The organism is Haloechinothrix aidingensis, assembly GCF_013450155.1.
Classification (GTDB): Bacteria; Actinomycetota; Actinomycetes; order Mycobacteriales; family Pseudonocardiaceae; genus Haloechinothrix; species Haloechinothrix aidingensis.
On record NZ_JACCKD010000005.1, the window covers coordinates 212,054 to 230,005 of the forward strand.

General features: G+C 67.7%; 13 protein-coding genes and 2 rRNA genes (1 of these 15 running past the window's edge). 5 read left to right on the forward strand and 10 right to left on the reverse strand.

Annotation, left to right across the window (positions count from 1 at the left end):
- Positions 1–2,216, reverse strand: a 23S ribosomal RNA gene (locus H0B56_RS15270); it reaches 741 nt to the left of the window's first position.
- Positions 2,217–2,417: 201 nt separating this feature from the next.
- Positions 2,418–3,941, reverse strand: a 16S ribosomal RNA gene (locus tag H0B56_RS15275).
- The 16S and 23S rRNA genes sit together here, the layout of an rRNA operon.
- Before the next feature lie 324 nt (positions 3,942–4,265).
- Between H0B56_RS15275 and H0B56_RS15280 the strand changes: the two genes are divergently transcribed.
- On the forward strand, positions 4,266–4,922 hold the full coding sequence (locus H0B56_RS15280) for a Dph6-related ATP pyrophosphatase (RefSeq protein ID WP_180893729.1): 657 nt from the start codon (positions 4,266–4,268) through the stop codon (positions 4,920–4,922).
- Here H0B56_RS15280 and H0B56_RS15285 read toward each other — a convergent pair.
- Both H0B56_RS15285 and pip read right to left on the reverse strand, forming a co-directional pair.
- On the reverse strand, positions 4,919–5,317 hold the full coding sequence (locus H0B56_RS15285) for an ACT domain-containing protein (RefSeq protein WP_180893730.1): 399 nt from the start codon (positions 5,315–5,317) through the stop codon (positions 4,919–4,921). The genes H0B56_RS15280 and H0B56_RS15285 overlap by 4 nt on opposite strands.
- A 162-nt stretch (positions 5,318–5,479) precedes the next feature.
- Positions 5,480–6,448, reverse strand: coding sequence for a prolyl aminopeptidase (gene pip, locus H0B56_RS15290; protein WP_219632791.1), 969 nt, complete (start codon positions 6,446–6,448; stop codon positions 5,480–5,482).
- A 51-nt stretch (positions 6,449–6,499) separates the two neighbouring features.
- Between pip and H0B56_RS15295 the strand changes: the two genes are divergently transcribed.
- Together H0B56_RS15295 and H0B56_RS15300 are read left to right on the forward strand one after the other, a co-directional pair.
- Positions 6,500–7,033, forward strand: a complete 534-nt coding sequence (locus tag H0B56_RS15295; protein WP_180893731.1) for a MarR family winged helix-turn-helix transcriptional regulator — start codon at positions 6,500–6,502, stop codon at positions 7,031–7,033.
- A gap of 46 nt (positions 7,034–7,079) precedes the next feature.
- The gene (locus H0B56_RS15300; protein WP_219632828.1) at positions 7,080–7,496 is read left to right on the forward strand and encodes a hypothetical protein; all 417 of its coding nucleotides are present in this window, start codon (positions 7,080–7,082) and stop codon (positions 7,494–7,496) included.
- Between the two features lie 38 nt (positions 7,497–7,534).
- Here H0B56_RS15300 and H0B56_RS15305 read toward each other — a convergent pair whose 3' ends face one another.
- Entirely contained in the window at positions 7,535–7,864 is a 330-nt protein-coding gene (locus H0B56_RS15305; RefSeq protein ID WP_180893732.1) for a MerR family transcriptional regulator, read from the reverse strand.
- 279 nt (positions 7,865–8,143) lie between these two features.
- Between H0B56_RS15305 and H0B56_RS15310 the strand changes: the two genes are divergently transcribed.
- On the forward strand, positions 8,144–8,575 hold the full coding sequence (locus H0B56_RS15310; protein WP_180893733.1) for an Hsp20/alpha crystallin family protein: 432 nt from the start codon (positions 8,144–8,146) through the stop codon (positions 8,573–8,575).
- 132 nt (positions 8,576–8,707) lie between these two features.
- On the opposite strand, the gene H0B56_RS15315 is transcribed toward H0B56_RS15310, so the two are convergent.
- Both H0B56_RS15315 and H0B56_RS15320 read right to left on the reverse strand, forming a co-directional pair.
- Positions 8,708–9,184, reverse strand: coding sequence for a SixA phosphatase family protein (locus H0B56_RS15315; RefSeq protein WP_180893734.1), 477 nt, complete (start codon positions 9,182–9,184; stop codon positions 8,708–8,710).
- Between the two features lie 44 nt (positions 9,185–9,228).
- The gene (locus H0B56_RS15320) at positions 9,229–12,471 is read right to left on the reverse strand and encodes a S41 family peptidase (RefSeq protein WP_180893735.1); all 3,243 of its coding nucleotides are present in this window, start codon (positions 12,469–12,471) and stop codon (positions 9,229–9,231) included.
- 72 nt (positions 12,472–12,543) lie between these two features.
- Between H0B56_RS15320 and H0B56_RS15325 the strand changes: the two genes are divergently transcribed.
- Positions 12,544–14,328 (forward strand): gamma-glutamyltransferase family protein, encoded by a 1,785-nt coding sequence (locus tag H0B56_RS15325; RefSeq protein WP_180893736.1) that lies wholly within the window; start codon positions 12,544–12,546, stop codon positions 14,326–14,328.
- Between the two features lie 115 nt (positions 14,329–14,443).
- Here the strand turns inward: H0B56_RS15325 and H0B56_RS15330 are convergent, their stop codons facing one another.
- The 3 genes from H0B56_RS15330 to H0B56_RS15340 all read right to left on the reverse strand — a co-directional run bounded on the left by H0B56_RS15330 (position 14,444) and on the right by H0B56_RS15340 (position 17,940).
- Positions 14,444–15,694, reverse strand: coding sequence for a cytochrome P450 (locus tag H0B56_RS15330; protein ID WP_180893737.1), 1,251 nt, complete (start codon positions 15,692–15,694; stop codon positions 14,444–14,446).
- A gap of 72 nt (positions 15,695–15,766) precedes the next feature.
- On the reverse strand, positions 15,767–17,380 hold the full coding sequence (locus H0B56_RS15335; RefSeq protein WP_180893738.1) for an acyl-CoA synthetase: 1,614 nt from the start codon (positions 17,378–17,380) through the stop codon (positions 15,767–15,769).
- An 8-nt stretch (positions 17,381–17,388) separates the two neighbouring features.
- Positions 17,389–17,940 carry a nuclear transport factor 2 family protein gene (locus tag H0B56_RS15340; protein WP_180893739.1) on the reverse strand — a complete coding sequence of 184 codons (552 nt, stop codon included), beginning with the start codon at positions 17,938–17,940 and terminating at the stop codon, positions 17,389–17,391.
- Positions 17,941–17,952 lie beyond the last annotated feature (12 nt).

Here is a 17,952-nt window from a genome sequence, read left to right on the forward strand (position 1 = left end):
TCCCACCTATCCTACACAAGCCGAACCGAAAACCAATACCAAGCTGTAGTAAAGGTCCCGGGGTCTTTCCGTCCTGCCGCGCGTAACGAGCATCTTTACTCGTAGTGCAATTTCGTCGGGTCCGTGGTTGAGACAGTGCCCAAGTCGTTACGCCATTCGTGCAGGTCGGAACTTACCCGACAAGGAATTTCGCTACCTTAGGATGGTTATAGTTACCACCGCCGTTTACTGGCGCTTAAATTCTCCGCTTCGCCCCCTCGAGGGGAGCTAACGGGTCCTCTTAACGTTCCAGCACCGGGCAGGCGTCAGTCCATATACATCGAATTGCTTCTTCGCATGGACCTGTGTTTTTAGTAAACAGTCGCTCGGGCCTGCTCTCTGCGGCCGGCCGGCGCTTCCACCGCACAGGGCGTACACGCCATCCGGCTCCCCTTCTCCCGAAGTTACGGGGACATTTTGCCGAGTTCCTTAACCACGGTTCACCCGCTCGCCTCGGTATTCTCTACCTGACCACCTGTGTTGGTTTGGGGTACGGGCCGCCCGTGCGCTCACTAGAGGTTTTTCTCGGCAGCGCGGGATCACCCACTTCGCCTCTATGGCTCGGCATCAGGTCTCAGGCACCCGGTACGCGGCTTTCCCTGCGTACCGCCCTACACCTTTACCCCGGGTCAACCAACGCCCGGGTTGGGCTACCCTTCTGCGTCGCCCCTTCGCTGCAAACGCGCACACGCGGGTACGGGAATATTAACCCGTTATCCATCGACTACGCCTGTCGGCCTCGCCTTAGGTCCCGACTAACCCTGGGCGGAACAGCCTGGCCCAGGAAACCTTGGTCATCCGGCGGCAGAGATTCTCACTCTGCTTTCACTACTCATGCCTGCATTCTCTCTCGACCACCCTCCATCACTGGCTCACGCCGCGACTTCAGCGGATGATCGATGCTCCCCTACCCACTGCGCCATCGACGCAGTGCCACGGCTTCGGCGATGTGCTTAGCCCCGCTACATTATCGGCGCAGGACCACTTGACCAGTGAGCTATTACGCACTCTTTCAAGGATGGCTGCTTCTAGGCCAACCTCCTGGTTGTCTGTGCCGTCCCACATCCTTTCCCACTCAGCACACACTTGGGGGCCTTAGCCGGTGATCTGGGCTGTTTCCCTTTTGTCAGCGAAGCTTCTCCCCCGCCGACTCACTGCCGCACTGGTCACGATGGTATTCGGAGTTTAGTTGACCTCGGTAACCCGTTAAGGCCCCTCAGCCATCCAGTAGCTCTACCCCCACCGTGAATCATACGACGCTGCACGTAAATGCATTTCGGGGAGAACCAGCTATCACCGAGTTTGATTGGCCTTTCACCCCTACCCACAGCTCATCCCCTCAGTTTTCAACCTAAGTGGGTTCGGGCCTCCACGCCGTCTTACCGGCGCTTCACCCTGGCCATGGGTAGATCACTCGGTTTCGGGTCTAGGCCGCGCGACTCCGTACGCCCTCTTCAGACTCGCTTTCGCTACGGCTTCCCCACACGGGTTAACCTTGCCACGCAGCACTAACTCGCAGGCTCATTTTGCAATAGGCACGCCATCACCCGAAGGCTCTGACGGCTTGTAGGCACACGGTTTCAGGTACTCTTTCACTCCCCTCCCGGGGTACTTTTCACCTTTCCCTCACGGTACTCTTCCGCTATCGGTCACCAGGGAGTATTTAGGCTTACCAGGTGGTCCTGGCGGATTCACAGCAAATTCCTCGGGCTCGCTGCTACTCGGGATGACGTTCCAGGGTCGGCGTGCGGCCTTCGCCTAAGGGGGTATCACCCGCTCCGCCTGCGTGTTCCAACGCATTCGGCTGACCTCACGACGCGATCCCCGCCGGACCGGCAGCTCCGGCCGAACGGTCCCACAACCCCGGCCACGCAACGCCTGCCGGCTTTACCACGCGGCCGGTTTAGCCTCTTCCCCTTTCGCTCACCACTACTCAGGGAATCACGGTTGTTTTCTCTTCCTACGGGTACTGAGATGTTTCACTTCCCCGCGTTCCCTCCACACACCCTATACATTCAGGTGCGGGTAACACTCCATCACGAGTGCTGGGTTTCCCCATTCGGACATCCTGGGATCTCAGCTCGGTTGACAGCTCCCCCAGGCTTATCGCAGCCTCCCACGTCCTTCATCGGCTCCTGGTGCCAAGGCATCCACCGTGTGCCCGTGACAGCTTGTCCATACTGTCCACGAGAATGATGTGTATTGCTCGTAGAGAATACATCAGGATCGCGGTGTCCACTGTGCAGTTCTCAAGCTCCGTCAGCTGCGCCAGCGTAGACAGGCTCGCAGCCTGAGAGCCCAACAGCGTGCCTGCTCGCCAGCGACGACGACGTCGCATCCCCTGAAAATACAATGGGTTTTTCGGGAATTCTCCCTAGAAAGGAGGTGATCCAGCCGCACCTTCCGGTACGGCTACCTTGTTACGACTTCGTCCCGATCGCCAGTCCCACCTTCGACGGCTCCCTCCGGGCGAACCGGTTGGGCCACCGGCTTCGGGTGTTACCGACTTTCGTGACGTGACGGGCGGTGTGTACAAGGCCCGGGAACGTATTCACCGCAGCGTTGCTGATCTGCGATTACTAGCGACTCCGACTTCACGCAGTCGAGTTGCAGACTGCGATCCGAACTGAGACCGGTTTTCTCGGATTCGCTCCACCTCGCGGTTTCGCCACCTTTTGTACCGGCCATTGTAGCATGTGTGAAGCCCTGGACATAAGGGGCATGATGACTTGACGTCGTCCCCGCCTTCCTCCGAGTTGTCCCCGGCAGTCTCCCATGAGTCCCCGGCCGGACCGCTGGCAACATAGGACAAGGGTTGCGCTCGTTACGGGACTTAACCCAACATCTCACGACACGAGCTGACGACAGCCATGCACCACCTGTGCCGGACGCCCGAAGGCACCCCACATTTCTGCGGGATTTCCCGGCATGTCAAGCCCAGGTAAGGTTCTTCGCGTTGCATCGAATTAATCCACATGCTCCGCCGCTTGTGCGGGCCCCCGTCAATTCCTTTGAGTTTTAGCCTTGCGGCCGTACTCCCCAGGCGGGGCGCTTAATGCGTTAGCTACGGCACGGAAATCGTATTCCGACTCCCACACCTAGCGCCCAACGTTTACGGCGTGGACTACCAGGGTATCTAATCCTGTTCGCTCCCCACGCTTTCGCTCCTCAGCGTCAGGAACGGCCCAGCAAGCTGCCTTCGCCATCGGTGTTCCTCCTGATATCTGCGCATTTCACCGCTACACCAGGAATTCCGCTTGCCCCTACCGCCCTCTAGTCTGCCCGTATCCACCGCACGCCTACAGTTGAGCTGCAGGTTTCCACGGCAGACGTGACAGACCGCCTACGAGCTCTTTACGCCCAGTAAATCCGGACAACGCTTGCGCCCTACGTATTACCGCGGCTGCTGGCACGTAGTTAGCCGGCGCTTCTTCTGCCCCTACCGTCTCTTTCGTCAGGGCTGAAAGAGGTTTACGACCCGAAGGCCTTCATCCCTCACGCGGCGTCGCTGCATCAGGCTTTCGCCCATTGTGCAAGATTCCCCACTGCTGCCTCCCGTAGGAGTCTGGGCCGTGTCTCAGTCCCAGTGTGGCCGATCACCCTCTCAGGCCGGCTACCCGTCGTCGCCTTGGTAGGCCGTTACCCCACCAACTGGCTGATAGGCCGCGAGCTCATCCTCGGCCGGAACGAATCCTTTCCATTGCCCGGCATGCGCCGGCCAATGCGTATCCGGTATTAGCCCCAGTTTCCCGGGGTTATCCCCGAGCCGAGGGCAGATTGCTCACGTGTTACTCACCCGTTCGCCACTCATCCGCCGTCCGGAGACGGCTTCAGCGTTCGACTTGCATGTGTTAAGCACGCCGCCAGCGTTCGTCCTGAGCCAGGATCAAACTCTCCACCAAGAGCTTTACTGCCCTGTCTCGGAACCGGACCCCGGCACACTGCCGTGCCCGGTTCGACGGGGTCGATGCGACGTTTGTGGCGCTGACTTGGCACGCTGTTGAGTTCTCAAACTACGTAGCCTTGTGTTTTCCCCGGAGGCCGAACCTCGGTGTCCCCAAGCTAACAACGCCCACGGCGGGCACCAAAAAGGGGGGTGGGTCACCCCGATCGCCTCGGGTGAAGGGCAATGTCGCGGTATGTGACTATCGGGCGCACAGGTCACCACGCATCGCCCGGTACCGCCACGTTAACAACAGCACGACTCGCGGACAAGGAGAACGCCGATGCCGGACCCGGTCGCGCTGTCCTGGAGCGGAGGCAAGGACAGCGCGCTCGCGCTCGCCGCTCTGCGGGCGGCGGGTGCCGAGGTGCGCACGCTGGTGGTCACCACGGCCTCCGGGCGGCTCGGCATGCACAGGGTGCGTGCGGGTCTCGTGCGCAGGCAGGCCCGCGCGCTCGGAGTCCCGGTCCGGTGGGTCGACCTGCCGGAGTGGCCGAGCAACGCCACCTATGACACCGCCATGTCCGAGACGATCGACGGGTTGCTGCGCGAGGGCGTCACCCAGCTGGCCTTCGGCGACGTGCACCTGACCGACGTACGGGCGTACCGGGAGGAACGGCTCACACCGCTCGGGGTGCGGCTGCTGTTCCCGCTGTGGGGACGCGATACGCGGGAGCTGATCGACACCGTGCTCGACCGCGGATACCGCGCGGTGACCGTATGCGTCGACACGTCATGCCTCGGGGCGTCCTTCTGCGGCCGCACCGTCGACGCCGGCTTCCTGGCGGATCTCCCGGACGGCGTCGACCCGGCAGGCGAGAACGGTGAGTACCACACCTTCGTCTCCGACGGGCCGGACTTCGCCGGGCCTGTCCGGTTCCGGCTCGGTGCGCAGGAGACCCGGCTCGGCAGTTTCCGGTACCAGGATCTACTGCCCTAGCCGCGTGGCGGCACCATGAACGAGGACAGCACGCTTTTCGCCTCGGCGAGGTCGTCCGCGCCGAGGACCAGCCGGGTGTTGGTGGCCAGGTAGGCGAGCGTGATGTTCACGTTGGCCTTGCCGAGCTCGCGGGTGATGTCGCCGAGCACGCCCGGACGGTCGGCTACCGGCACCACCACCACTTCCTGGTCGGCGGCGATCGGGACGCGCCCCGAATCCAGCGCCGTGCAGGCGGTTGCCATGTCCTCGACGAGCACATGGACTTCCGCCTGCCCGCCGCCTGCCGCGGCGGTACACACACCTTCGATGTTGACCCCGTGCGAGCCGAGCAGCTCACCGACCCTGGCCAGCTCGCCAGGGTGGTCGTCGAGATAGACGGTCAGGTCGGTAGCCATAAGGCGCCTCCGAGCGCGATGCCCCCTCGCACGACCATTCTGACGCGCCGCCGTACCGCGCGGGACGGCGCGGCCGCTTCTGGCGGCACGATTCACGCCCGCGCGTGACAAGTGCGGTGCGGTGGAGCTGCCGCCCGCAACCTCAGGGGCGGCGCCGGAAGCTCAGCCGCGCGCGAAGCGATCCGTCGCGGCCACGAGCCGCTCGGCCATGCCCCGCTCGCGGGAGCTGTGCCCGGCACCGGGGACGAACTGTAGCTCGGCATCCGGCCAGACCCGCGCCACCTCCCACGCGGTGACCGGTGGGCCGGAGACGTCCAGCCTGCCGTGCACCAGCACGCCGGGAATGCCGCGCAGCGCTGCCGCCTCGCGCAGCACGCTGTCCTCGGCGAGCCAGGCGCCGTGCCGGAAGTAGTGCGTCACGATGCGCGCGAAGGCCATCCGGAACTCCGGGTCCGTCCAGACCGGGTCCGGCTCGACATCCGGGTCCGTTCCCATCACCGACAGTTCCCACGCGCACCATTCCTCGGCCGCACGCGCGCGCTCGCGCGGGTCCGGGTGATGCAGCAGGTGGTGGTACGCCTCCACGAGGTCGCCGTCCCGCTGATCCTCCGGTACACCGCTCCGGAAGCGTTCCCATTCCTCGGGGAAGAACCGGCCCGCCCCGTGGTACAGCCAGTCGATCTCCGACCTGCGGGTGGTGGTGACCCCGGCGAGCACGATCTCCGAGACCTGCCCCGGGTACCGCTCGGCGTAGACCAGAGCCAGTGTCGCGCCCCAGGACCCGCCGAACAGCTGCCACCCGTCGATGCCGAGATGCCGCCGCAGCAGCTCGATGTCGGAGATCAGGTACCAGGTGGTGTTGACCGACAGGTCGGTGACGGGGTCACTGGCGTGCGGGGTGCTACGCCCGCAGCCGCGCTGGTCGAACAGCACGATCCGGTACGCGTCCGGGTCGAAGTAGCGGCGCATGCCCTCGGTGCAGCCCGACCCGGGACCACCGTGCAGCACAAGGACGGGTTTACCGCGCGGGTTCCCGCAGGTCTCCCAGTACACGTGGTTACCGTCGCCGACATCGAGCATCCCGTGCTCATACGGTTCGATCTCCGGGTACAGCACACCGATTCCTCTCATTCGCCACGATACATAACAGCGCTAATATATTAGCCCTGTTACAATTCGTCCATGAGCGGACCGGACCCAGAGGCAGGGGCCGCACCGGACACCGGGCTGGGCACCCGCCTGCGGCATCTCCTCGACCTGCTGGAGAGCGACCTCGGCACGATCTACGCGGAACTGGGCATCGACGAGATCCGGCCACGCTTCGTCGGATACCTGCGCGCGCTCGAGCGGGACGGGCCGGCATCGGTCCGTGCCCTGGCGCGACGGGTGGGGGTCACGCACTCCGCCGCCAGCCAGACCGTCGCGCAGCTGCGGGCCCGTGAGCTGGTCGGCCTGCGGCCAGGGGAGGACGCACGCGAGCGGATCGTGCACCTCACCGAGCATGCACGCAGCCTGCTGCCGACCCTGCACGCCGAATGGGCCGCCACAGAGGCAGCCGCCGCGGAGCTCGAGGCCGAGCTGGGGCACCCGCTCAGCGAGGTACTGGACGCCGCGGCGAGCGCGCTGGCCGAACGTCCGTTCCACCAGCGGGTCATGAACTCGGCTCGGGCCCGTGGTCTGTCGATCGCCGAACGCCACCAGTACGATCTCGGGTAACCCGGGAACTCACGTCGCGCGAGCGGCACCGATCACGTCAGGAGTCATGGTGGTCAGCATCGGGCTGCGAGGCCTGCTCGTGGCGGCTCTGCTCGTCACAGCCGCCGTCCATCTGGAACGCTGGTTCGCCGGGTACCGCGACATCCCCACCACGATCGGCGGCGACCAGTACCTGGTCCTCGGGCCGCTGTTCCTGGTCAACGTCGTGGCGGGGGCCGTGATCGCCGGTGCGGTCGCGTTCTGGCAGCACTGGCTCCCGCTGCTCGCGGCAGCGGCGTTCGGCGCGGGGACGCTCGGCGCTTTCCTGCTCGACCGCCTCGTCGGCGTCTTCGGCCCGTCCACCTCGCTGACCTGGAACGCCCCCGAGGTCGTCGCAGCGGTCGCGGAGCTGGTATGCGTGGCGTGCGCGGTCGTCCTGCTGGTTCAACGCCGCAGGATCCGCCACGGCTGGATCCGCGCGTGACGGCCGCGCGCGATACCCCTCCTGGCTGACGCACCGGTTCATCGGGGCGCGTCGCCCGAGTCGTCCTCCCCCAGCCGTGCGCGCAGCGCACCGATCTCTTCGTACGCGGAGGCCAGCTCGTTCTCCAGCTCGAGGATCCGCTGCGCGGAGATCAGGTTGTGCCCCTCGTCGAACAGCACGCGCATGCGTCCGGCCTGGTTGAGCTGATGGCGCGAGTACCTGCGGTGGCCGCCCTCCGAGCGCTCGGGCGAAACGACACCGGCGGCGTCCAGGCTGCGCAGAAAGGGCTGCTCCACGCCGAGTAGCTCCGCGGCCTGCCCGGTCGTGAACGCCGGGAAATGCTCGTCGTCCAGCTTCGACACACTCACCGGTCACGCTTCCCATCTACGACACGGTCGGCACTGACGCTCGCGGTGATGACACCACCGTCGCCACCAGATTATCTATGATGCTCACTTGACGCAATATGCAGTATATGCTATATATTAACTGTCTCCTGAAGGGGAAGGAACAGGGAACACCGAATCCCAATGCCTGGGGAAGCAGTACAAAGGAACTGAACCTTCTGGGAACAAACAACTTGAGTCTTTCGTTAGCAGGTACGTCAAGGCACAAGCACTGTGACCATCAGAAGGAGGAGATCAGCGATGCTGATGCGTACTGACCCGTTCCGCGAGCTCGACCGGCTCACCCAGCAGGTATTCGGCACCGACGGCACGTGGAGCCGCCCCGCGTCGATGCCGATGGATGCCTACAGGTCCGGCGACGAGTTCGTCGTGCAGTTCGACCTGCCCGGCGTCTCCGCGGACTCGATCGACCTCGATGTCGAGCGCAACGTGCTCACCGTGAAGGCCGAGCGCAAGTCGGAGGTCGGTGACGGCGTCGAGGCACAGGTGACCGAGCGCCCGCGCGGCGTCTTCTCCCGGCAGCTGTTCCTCGGCGAGACGCTGGACACCGACAACATCAAGGCGAGCTATGACAGCGGTGTGCTGAGCGTGCGCATCCCGGTTGCCGAGAAGGCCAAGCCGCGCAAGATCAACATCGAGGGAGGCGAGGACGCCAAGCAGATCAACGCGTGAGTACGAGCGCGGGCCACGGCAGGGATACCGCGACCGTGACCCGCACGCGAAGCACGAACGGCCGCCGCTGTGCCGGCGGCCGCTTCTTTTCGGTCGCCCCGCGGCTCCGGAATGCACGGCCGGGACGCAGGCTCATCCCCGGGGTGTGACGGTGTCCAGCAACCTCGCCTTCCCGGGCCCGACGTCGGCCCACTCGGTGTCGACGGCCAGCACGGCCAGCGCCGAGGTCTTCATCTCCACAGCCCTACCCGACAGCGCGTACACCAGCTCCGCGACCCCGGGGTTGTGCCCGACGAGCAACACGGCGTGCGCCTCGTTCGGCAGCCCGTGCACCACGATCATCAGATCCTCGACCGAGGCGCCGTGCACGCGGCGCTCGTAGTGCACGCGCGGCTCCCTGGCCAGCCCGCTCCGGGCCAGGTCCCAGGTCTGCTGCGCGCGCTCCGCCGGGGAGCAGACCGCCAGGTCGAGCTCGGGAACGTGCTCGGCGAGCCACGCCCCCACCCGGGGCGCGTCTCGCCTGCCCCGCTCGTTGAGCGGGCGCTCCGCGTCGGCCACACCCTCCGGCCACGCCGACTTCGCGTGCCGCGCCACCACAAGCTTGCGCATACGCACCATGCTCCCAGCCCCGGAACCACCGTGCCCGCGGGCTCCTACGGGCGCGGCGGCAACGACGGCGCGGCCAGCCGCGGCCGTTCCTCTCGCGTCGGGGCGTGCGGCTCGTGGTCCTCGAGCCGCTCGAGGGCGACCGCGATCGCCCGCTCCAGCTGCGGGTCCCGTCCCGCGACGTAGTCCTCCGGCGCGATCCCGACCTCGATATCCGGCTCCGCTCCGCGGTTCTCCAGGTCATAGCCGATATCGTCGTAGGTCATGTAGAACTCGGGCTGCGTGGTCACGGTGCTGTCCGCCAGCGCGTGGCTGGGAGCGATCCCCACGACCCCGCCCCAGGTGCGCTTGCCGATCAGCGGTCCCAACCCCAGGAGCTTGAACCGGTGGGAGAAGATGTCCCCGTCCGAGCCCGCGTTCTCGTTGGTCAGCGCGACGAGCGGCCCGCGCGGCGACTCCCTCGGGATCCCCTGTGGCGCGGCCCAGCGCGAGATCACGTGCCCGGTGCGCCTGCGCGCGAGCTTCTCCAGCAGTAATGGGGAGACGTGCCCACCGCCGTTGAACCGCACGTCGACGACCAGCGCATCGCGGTCGTACTCGGCGAGAAAGCCGCGGTGGAACTCGGCGAACCCCTGCGGGCCCATGTTCGGGATGTGCAGGTAGCCAACGCGTCCACCGGTGCGTTCCCGCACGAGGGCGCGGTTGGAGTCCACCCAGTCGCGGTAACGGGCGGGCCGCTCGTCCGTGCTCGCCCGCACCGTGACGGTCCATGGCTCGACGCCTTGCCGCGCCAGCGTCACCTCGATCTCCCTGCTTGCCTGGTTCACCAGGGCCTCGCCCGGCAGCCGGAGGTGTCCCGGCCGCCCGATCGGAGTGCCGTTGATCGCCACGACCGCATCACGGGGCCGCGCGTCGACGCCCGGCCTGGTCAGTGGCGAGGTCGACGTCGAGTCTCCCGGGTCACCGGAGACGATCCGGTCGATCACGAAACGACCGGCGGCCTCGTCATAGGACCAGTCCACCCCGAGATGACCCTGCTGGTACCGCGGCCGGTCCGGGTAGTCGCCACCCATCTCGTACGCGTGCGAGGTGCCCAGCTCGGCGTGGAACTCCCACAGGAGATCGGACAGCTCGCCACGGGTGCGCACCCGGTCGACGAGGGGAAGGTAACGGCGGTAGACCCGCTCCCAGTCCACACCCGCCATCTCCGGGTCCCAGTAGTGGTCCCGCTGCAGCCGCCACGCCTCCCGGAACATCTGCCGCCACTCCGCTGCCGGGCGCACCGCGACCGCGAGCCGGTCCAGGTCGAGCCACCCGGTCTCGCGACCCGGCGCGTCACCGCCGTCCGCGGGCTTGGCCCCCGCAGGCAGCACCCGCAGTCGCCTCCCGGCCCGGAGCAGCATGGTGGCCCCCGCCGCATCCACCGAGAAGTCGCTGATGTCCTCGCAGAGCCGCTCGGTCCTGCCTGTCGCCGGCTCGAAGGACTCGAGCACGGCCTCCGGTGCGGCGGTGACATCGACGATGTTGCGGTCCAGGCTGCCCCGCACCGGCAGGCTGGACAGCAGTACCGACCCGGGCAGCCCGGCGACGCGCCGGTAGCGCGCCAGCGGGACCGGGAAGGCCACCACCCGCTGCTCGATACCCGCGAAGTCGATCTCGACGGACCCCGCCTCCCGCGCGGCACCGTCGCCGGTGTCGCCGGAGACCGGGCGGGGTAACGGTACGAAGGGCGAGGGCTCGCCGGCACGCAGCGTCACCGCGTACGGCAGGCACCCGAGCGGGAAACCCAGATCGAACTGCACGGTGTCGTACACCGGATCGAGGTGTCGCTGGCCGAGGAAGTAGAGGTACCTGCCCCGCGGGTCCCAGGACGGCTTCGTGTCCGCCAGCACCGGTTCGGTCACTCGCCTGCTCTGTGAGGAGTCCACATCGAACACCTTGATCGCCGAGGAGTTCGGGTGCTCCGGCAGCGCGTACGCGAGCCACCGGCCGTCCGGCGACCAGGCGAGGTCGCCGGGCCGCGCGGGAGCGTCGGTGTGATCGACCCGTAGTGAACTCCCCTCCGCGAGGTCGACGAGCAGGATCTCGCGCCGGTGATTGGCGACCGCGACGAGGTCGCCGCGGTCGCCGCACGGGTTCACCGCGAGCTCGACGACCCGGCCCACATCGAGGTCCACCCGCCGGTGCTCGCCGGCGGTGAGCACGACGAGGTACTCGTCCGGTCCCTCGTCCGCGGCGGCGGCCACCAGGCGCTCGTGGTCGTTCAACCAGGTCAGGAGGCGGTAGCGCACCCCGTCCGGCTCACCGTGCGCGCGGACAGGGCCCTCCCAGTGCGCCATGGAGAACGCCTTGCCCCTGCTCGTGAGGGTGAGATCCGTACCGTCCGGCCCCAGAGCGGCGTCACCGAGATACTCGCCTGCCGCCACGAACTTGCGGTTGCGCGCCGTGGCGGGCCCCGGCAGCTCGATGTCCAGTCCGCGCGGGGCGTCCTCGGCCGGGTCGAGAAGGTAGACATCCCCCGCGCAGTGGTACACCAGCCGCGTGCCGTCGCCTGCCAGGTTGCGGGCGTAGAACTCCTCGTGGTCGGTATGCCTGCGCACGTCCGAGCCATCGGGTAGGCAGGAGTAGACGTTGCCGATCCCCTGGTAGTCGGACAGGAAGTAGATCCGTTCGCCGACCCAGCACGGGTTGGCGAGGTTGCCCGTCAACCCGGACAGCTCGACGAACTCCCCGGAGCCGGAGGCATCGACCCACAGCGTGCCCGCCGTACCGCCCCGGTACCGCTTGGCCATCGCGGGCTCCCTGTTGTGCCTGCCGAGCGCGATGTTCCCGCCGTTGTGCCGCCCGATGACCACGCCACCGGCGGGCCCGTAGGAGATCGTGCGCGCCGACCCGACGGCGACCGGCCGGGGCAGCCCTTCCGCTGGGTCGATGCTCCACAGCCGGAAGTCCTTGAGGAAGGGGCGCCCGGCGTTGCTCGCGTACTGGATGGCGCCGCCGTGCCAGCCGACCACAGCACAGCCCGCACCGTCATAGGTCAGCCTGCGAGCGGGCCCGCCCGCGGCGGGCATCACGTACACCTCCTCGGGACCGTCCTCCTGGCCGACGAACGCCAGCTGCGTCCCGTCCGGCGACAGGTGGGGATGGCCCGCCTCGGCCACTCCCGCCGTCAGGCGCTCCGCGCGACCACCCGTCGCCGGTGCGCGCCACAGGTCGTCCTCGCACACGAACACGACGGACTCCCCGCTGATGCTGGGAAACCTCAGGTAACCAGTTCCGGCTGCGCTCATCCGCCCAGTTTTACACGATCTTGCGCGCGCCATAAAGTTAGTTGAGGTAACGAACAGCTGTACCATCACGTCATGTTCACGACACGACCGGAGCTTGCCGGCACCACGGGTATGATCGCCTCCACACACTGGCTGGGCTCGGCAACGGGGATGGCGGTTCTCGAGGCAGGCGGAAACGCTTTCGACGCCGCCGTGGCGGCCGGCTTCGTGCTGCAGGTCGCCGAGCCCCACCTCAACGGTCCCGCCGGGCAGGTCCCCGCGCTGCTGGTCACCGCGGACGACCCCCGGCCGACCGCGCTGTGCGGGCAGGGTGTCGCTCCCGCCGCCGCGACCCCTGAGCGGTTCGCCGAGCTGGGCCTGCGGCTCATCCCCGGCAGCGGACTCCTCCCCGCGACGGTGCCCGGGGCCTGGGACGCGTGGCTTCTCCTGCTGCGCGACCACGGGACCCTGCGGCTGCGTGACGTGCTCGGGTATGCCATCGGCTATGCCGAGCGCGGCGTCGTCGTCCTCGACCGCATGACCGAGACCATCCGGACCGTCGCCGAGCTGTTCCGGACGCACTGGCCCGGCTCGGCCGAGCTGTGGCTCCCGGACGGCCGGCCACCCGAGCCCGGCACGCTGCACCGCAACCCCGCGCTCGCACGCACCTGGCAGCGCCTGCTTGCCGAGGCCGAACGGTGCACCGGGCGCGAGGCGCAGATCGACGCGGCGAGGCGCGCGTGGTCGCACGGTTTCGTGGCAGAGGCCGTCGACCGGTTCACCCATCAGGCGTTCCGCGACGACTCCGGCAGCGCGCACCCCGGGCTGCTCAGCGGCGACGATATGGCCCTGTGGAGCGCCGGGTACGAAGAACCGCTGATCACCGAGATCGGCGACTGGAGCCTCGTCAAGTGTGGAGCGTGGACACAGGGCCCGGTTCTCACGCAGCAGCTGCTCATGCTCGACGGTTTCGCCGACCAGCTGTCCTATGTCGACGGTGTCCCGACAGCCCGCACCGTCCACCTGGCCGTGGAGTGTGCCAAGCTCGCCTTCGCCGACCGCGAGGCCTGGCTCGGCGACACCCCCGAGGCGGCCGCGACGGTGCCCGACCTGCTCTCCGCGGACTACCTGCGGCAGCGCAGGGAGCTCGTCGCAGACGCGGCCGCGGACCTGCGTCCCGGCTCTCCCGGCGGGCGGCAGGCCCGGTTGCCCGCGGTCCTCGCCGAGACCCGCGGTCTCGCGGGCGGGGTCGGACCCGCGGGGGAGCCGACGGTGCGCGCGTCCGGGGTGACCGGTGGAGACACCGTGCACCTGGACGTGGTCGACTCGCGCGGCAACATGATCTCGGCGACGCCGTCGGGCGGCTGGCTGCAGTCCAGCCCCACGATCAGCGAGCTGGGGTTCTGCCTGGACACCCGCGCCCAGATGTTCTGGCTGGAGGAAGGGCTGCCGAACACGCTCGCGCCGGGCAAGCGCCCCCGCATCACGCTGTCGCCGTCGATGGCGCTGCGCGGCGGGCAGCCGCGACTGGCGTTCGGCACACCCGGCGGCGACCAGCAGGACCAGTGGCAGCTGTGCTTCTGGCTGGCGCACGTGCTCGGCGGGCTGAACCTGCAGGAGGCCATCGACGCGCCCGCCTGGCACACCACGGCCGTACCGTCGTCGTTCGCCCCGCGTGGCTGGACGCCGCTCGGCCTCGAGGTGGAGTCGCGCCTCGGTCAGTCCACGATAGACACGCTTCGCGAGTACGGCCACGAGGTCACCGACGCCGGTCCGTGGGCACTCGGCAGGCTCTCGGCCGTCGCCCGCGAACCCTCCGGCATCCTGCGCGGCGCGGCGAACCCGCGCGGCATGCAGGGCTACGCCGCGGGCCGCTGACCTCCCTACCCCGCGTCGGGCGTTTCGGCACCCCGTGTCGGGCGTTTCGGCACCCCGTGTCGGCCGCCGAGACACATCGTGTCGGGCGACTCATCCGGCAGTCACGCCCGCATCGCTACGTCCGACTGCCGGTTTGTGCGGTCCGGGTCGGCTGACCGTTCGCGGCCCCCACCCGCGGTGTGGGCGTGAACTCGACGGGCATGGTCTCGATCCCCGACACGAAGTTCGCCGCGCGCCGGGGCAGCGGATCGGGCGCGCCTGCAGCGACCCGCAGATCGGGAAGCCTCGCGAGGACCCGCTGCATCATCTCGTTGAGCTCGAGCCTGGCCAGCCTGCTCCCCAGGCAGAAGTGCGGCCCGAAGCCGAACGCCACGTGGTCGTTGGGTGACCGGCCGATGTCGAACCGCTCGGGCTCGGTGAACACCTCCTCGTCCCTGTTCGCCGAGGGGTAGAGCAACAGCACGGTGTCACCGGCGCTGATCTCCGCGTTGCCGAGCGCGGTGTCCCGCGTAGCCGTCCGGGCCATGTTCTTGATCGGCGAGACCCATCGCAGCATCTCGTCGATCGCGCTCGGCAGCAGCTGCGGATCGTCGCGTAGCCGTTCGTACTGCTGCGGATGGGCCAGCAACGCCTCCGTGCCCCCGCTGATGACGTGCCGGGTGGTCTCGTCCCCGCCGATCAGGATAAGCAGGGTCTCCATGGTGAGCGACTCGTCGTCGAGCCGCTCACCGTCCACCTCGGCGTGCGAGAGCCTGCCGATCAGGTCCGAGTCGTCACCACCGCGCCGCCGCTGGGCGATCCGCTCCGCGATGTAGGTGCTGTACTCGGCGAACGCCGTCGACGCCGCGTTCATCGCGGTCTCGTCCGGCGCACCGAGAGCGCTGAGCATGTCGTCCGACCAGCGGAGCAGATCAGGGCGGTCCGCGGGCGCCACGCCAAGCATGTCACCGATCACGTACAGCGGGAGCGGGGCGGCGATGTCGGCGACGAAGTCACAGCTGCCCACCTCGCAGACCTGGTCGATGAGCTCGTCACAGATCGCGCCGATGGACTCCCGCATCGCGTTCACCGACTTCGGCATGAAGCCCGAGCTGACCTGCTTGCGCCTCCGGCGATGCTCCGGGTCGTCCATGTCGATCATGTACGGCATCGCGGGGTAGTCGGGACGTATACCGCCCGCGCTGGAGAACGTCTCCGGAGCGGTCGCCGCTGCCTTCACGTCCTCGTAGCGCGTCACACCCCACACCCCGGACTCCTCGTCCCGGTACACGGGCTGGTTGCGCCGCATCCAGGCGAACGCCGGGTACGGGTCACCCGCGTAGAACGCCCCGTCAAGCAGGTTGACGGCACCTATCTCGTCTCGCATCGCCAGCTCCTCCCTCGAACCGAGCCGTATGGACGTCGTTGCTGACCGGACGGCACGCGGCACCCGCCGCGCTCAACCGTGCGCGGCGGCAGCGTGCTCGCTGGTGAACCGTTCGGCCCACCGGTAGTCCGGTTTGCCGCTCGGCGAGCGGACGATCCGGTCGGCGACCCACACGCTGCGCGGGACCTTGTACCCGGCGAGCTCGCGGCGTACGTGCGTGCTCACCCCGTCGAAGTCCAGCCGCCTGCCCGGCCGGAGCTCGACGACCGCGGCGACCCGCTGCCCGAACCGCTCGTCCGGTACACCCACCACGACGGCGTCGAAGACGTCGGCATGGGACTTCAGGGCGGCTTCGACCTCCTCGGGAAAGACCTTCTCGCCACCGGTGTTGACACACCGGTTGCCCCGGCCGAGCAGCGTGATCGACCCGTCCTCCTCGACCGTGGCCCAGTCCCCCGGTATCGCGTAGCGCTTGCCTTCGGACTCGACGAACATGGCGGCGGACTTCTCCGGATCCTTGTAGTACCCGAGCGGGATGTGCCCGCCTCGCGCGAGCCGCCCGACGACCCCGGACCCCGGACGCACGGGGCGGTCGTTCTCGTCGAGCACCACGGTCTCGGCTCCGGCCTGAACACGCGGGCCGCGATCCGAATCGTCGTCGGGTGCCGCGACCGACATGCCGCCGAAACCGGTCTCGGACGAGCCGATCGAGTCGCTGATGACCACGTGCGGCAGCGCCTCGAGGCACTGGCGCTTCACGGACGGGGAGAACAGGGCGGCACCGCTACCGATCGCCACCAGCGACGAGGCGTCGTAACCGCCGTCGGACAGCGCCTCGATCAGCGGGCGCGCCATCGCGTCCCCGGTGATCACCGCGATGTTCACGGCGTGCCGCTCGACGAGCTGCCATACCTCGTGCGGGTCGAACTGCGGTGTCAGGACCAGCGTGCCGCCGGAGAACAACGCGGACAGCGCAGGCCACTGCGCGGCACCGTGGATCAGCGGCGGGATCGTGAACCAGGTACTCCCCTCGCCCTCCGCGCCCAGCCTTGCCTGCTGCCACTCGTCCCGCACGGGCTCACCGGTGTAGAAATCGATCCCCCCGCCGAGCACCCGCCAGATGTCCTCGTGCCGCCACATCACGCCCTTCGGGGAGCCGGTCGTACCCCCGGTGTAGAGGATGTAGAGATCGTCCGAGGTGCGCGCGGGAAACGCCCGCTCGGCGTTCGACGCGGCCAGCGCCTCCTCGTAGCGCACGGCGCCGTCCCCGACGGTGGGCGCCGTGACGCCGTCGTCCACCACGACCCGGTGCCGCAGCCGGGGAGTGTCCGGCAGCACCTCCGCGACGGTATCAGCGTACCCGGACTCGTGTACCAGCGCGACAAGGTCCGCGTTGTCCACGATGTACCGCAATTCGCTCGCCGTGTAGCGGTAGTTCACGTTGATCGCGACGGATCGTAGCTTGTACGCGGCCAGCATCGTCTCCATCGCCTCGATGGAGTTCCGCAGGTACAGGCCGACGTGGCTGCCCTCGCCGACACCGTGGGCGGCGAGATGGTGCGCGAGCCGGTTGGACCGTTCCTCCAGCTCCGCGTATGTGACCTGACGGTCACCACAGATGACGGCGACGCGGTCCGGCATGAGGTCGACCGCGTGCTCGAACATGTCCGCGATGTTGAAGCTCATCGGTCACCTCACCAGATCGGGGCCGGGGTCTCGCCGTGCCGGTAGTAGCCGGGCATGCGTTGCCCGGAGCTCGCCTTCTCGATCCGCGCCAGCATGCCTTCCGACAGCGCGCCGTCGTTCATCATCTCCATGAACAGGGTCGATACATTGCCGAAGTCGAAGAAATCGCGCTGCCAGCACCACATCCAGTCACCGCCGTAGCGGAACCAGCTTCCCCCGATGCCGGGTACCTCGTAGGCGGTGCCGTCCGGCCTGGTCCTGTCCGACTGCTGCTTCCAGAAGCCGACGACCTCTCCCTCCCGGTCGTCGATGATCAGCTTCTGGTACGGGTAGCTCCACCCGTCGAGCCCTTCCATCTCCTGGCCGAGCGCGAGATCGCGGATCTCCTCCCGACCGACGGCCATGAAGTCCTCCCGAGGGCCGACATTCCACCCGTAGGTGGCGTCCTCGGTGAACATGTCGGCGAGCGGTCGCCAGTCACCGATCTGCTCGCACCGCCGGTTCTCCGCCAACCACCGCCGCACCATCTCGTCGAGCTCACTGCGCGGGAACGCGGGCATCGTTACCTCCTG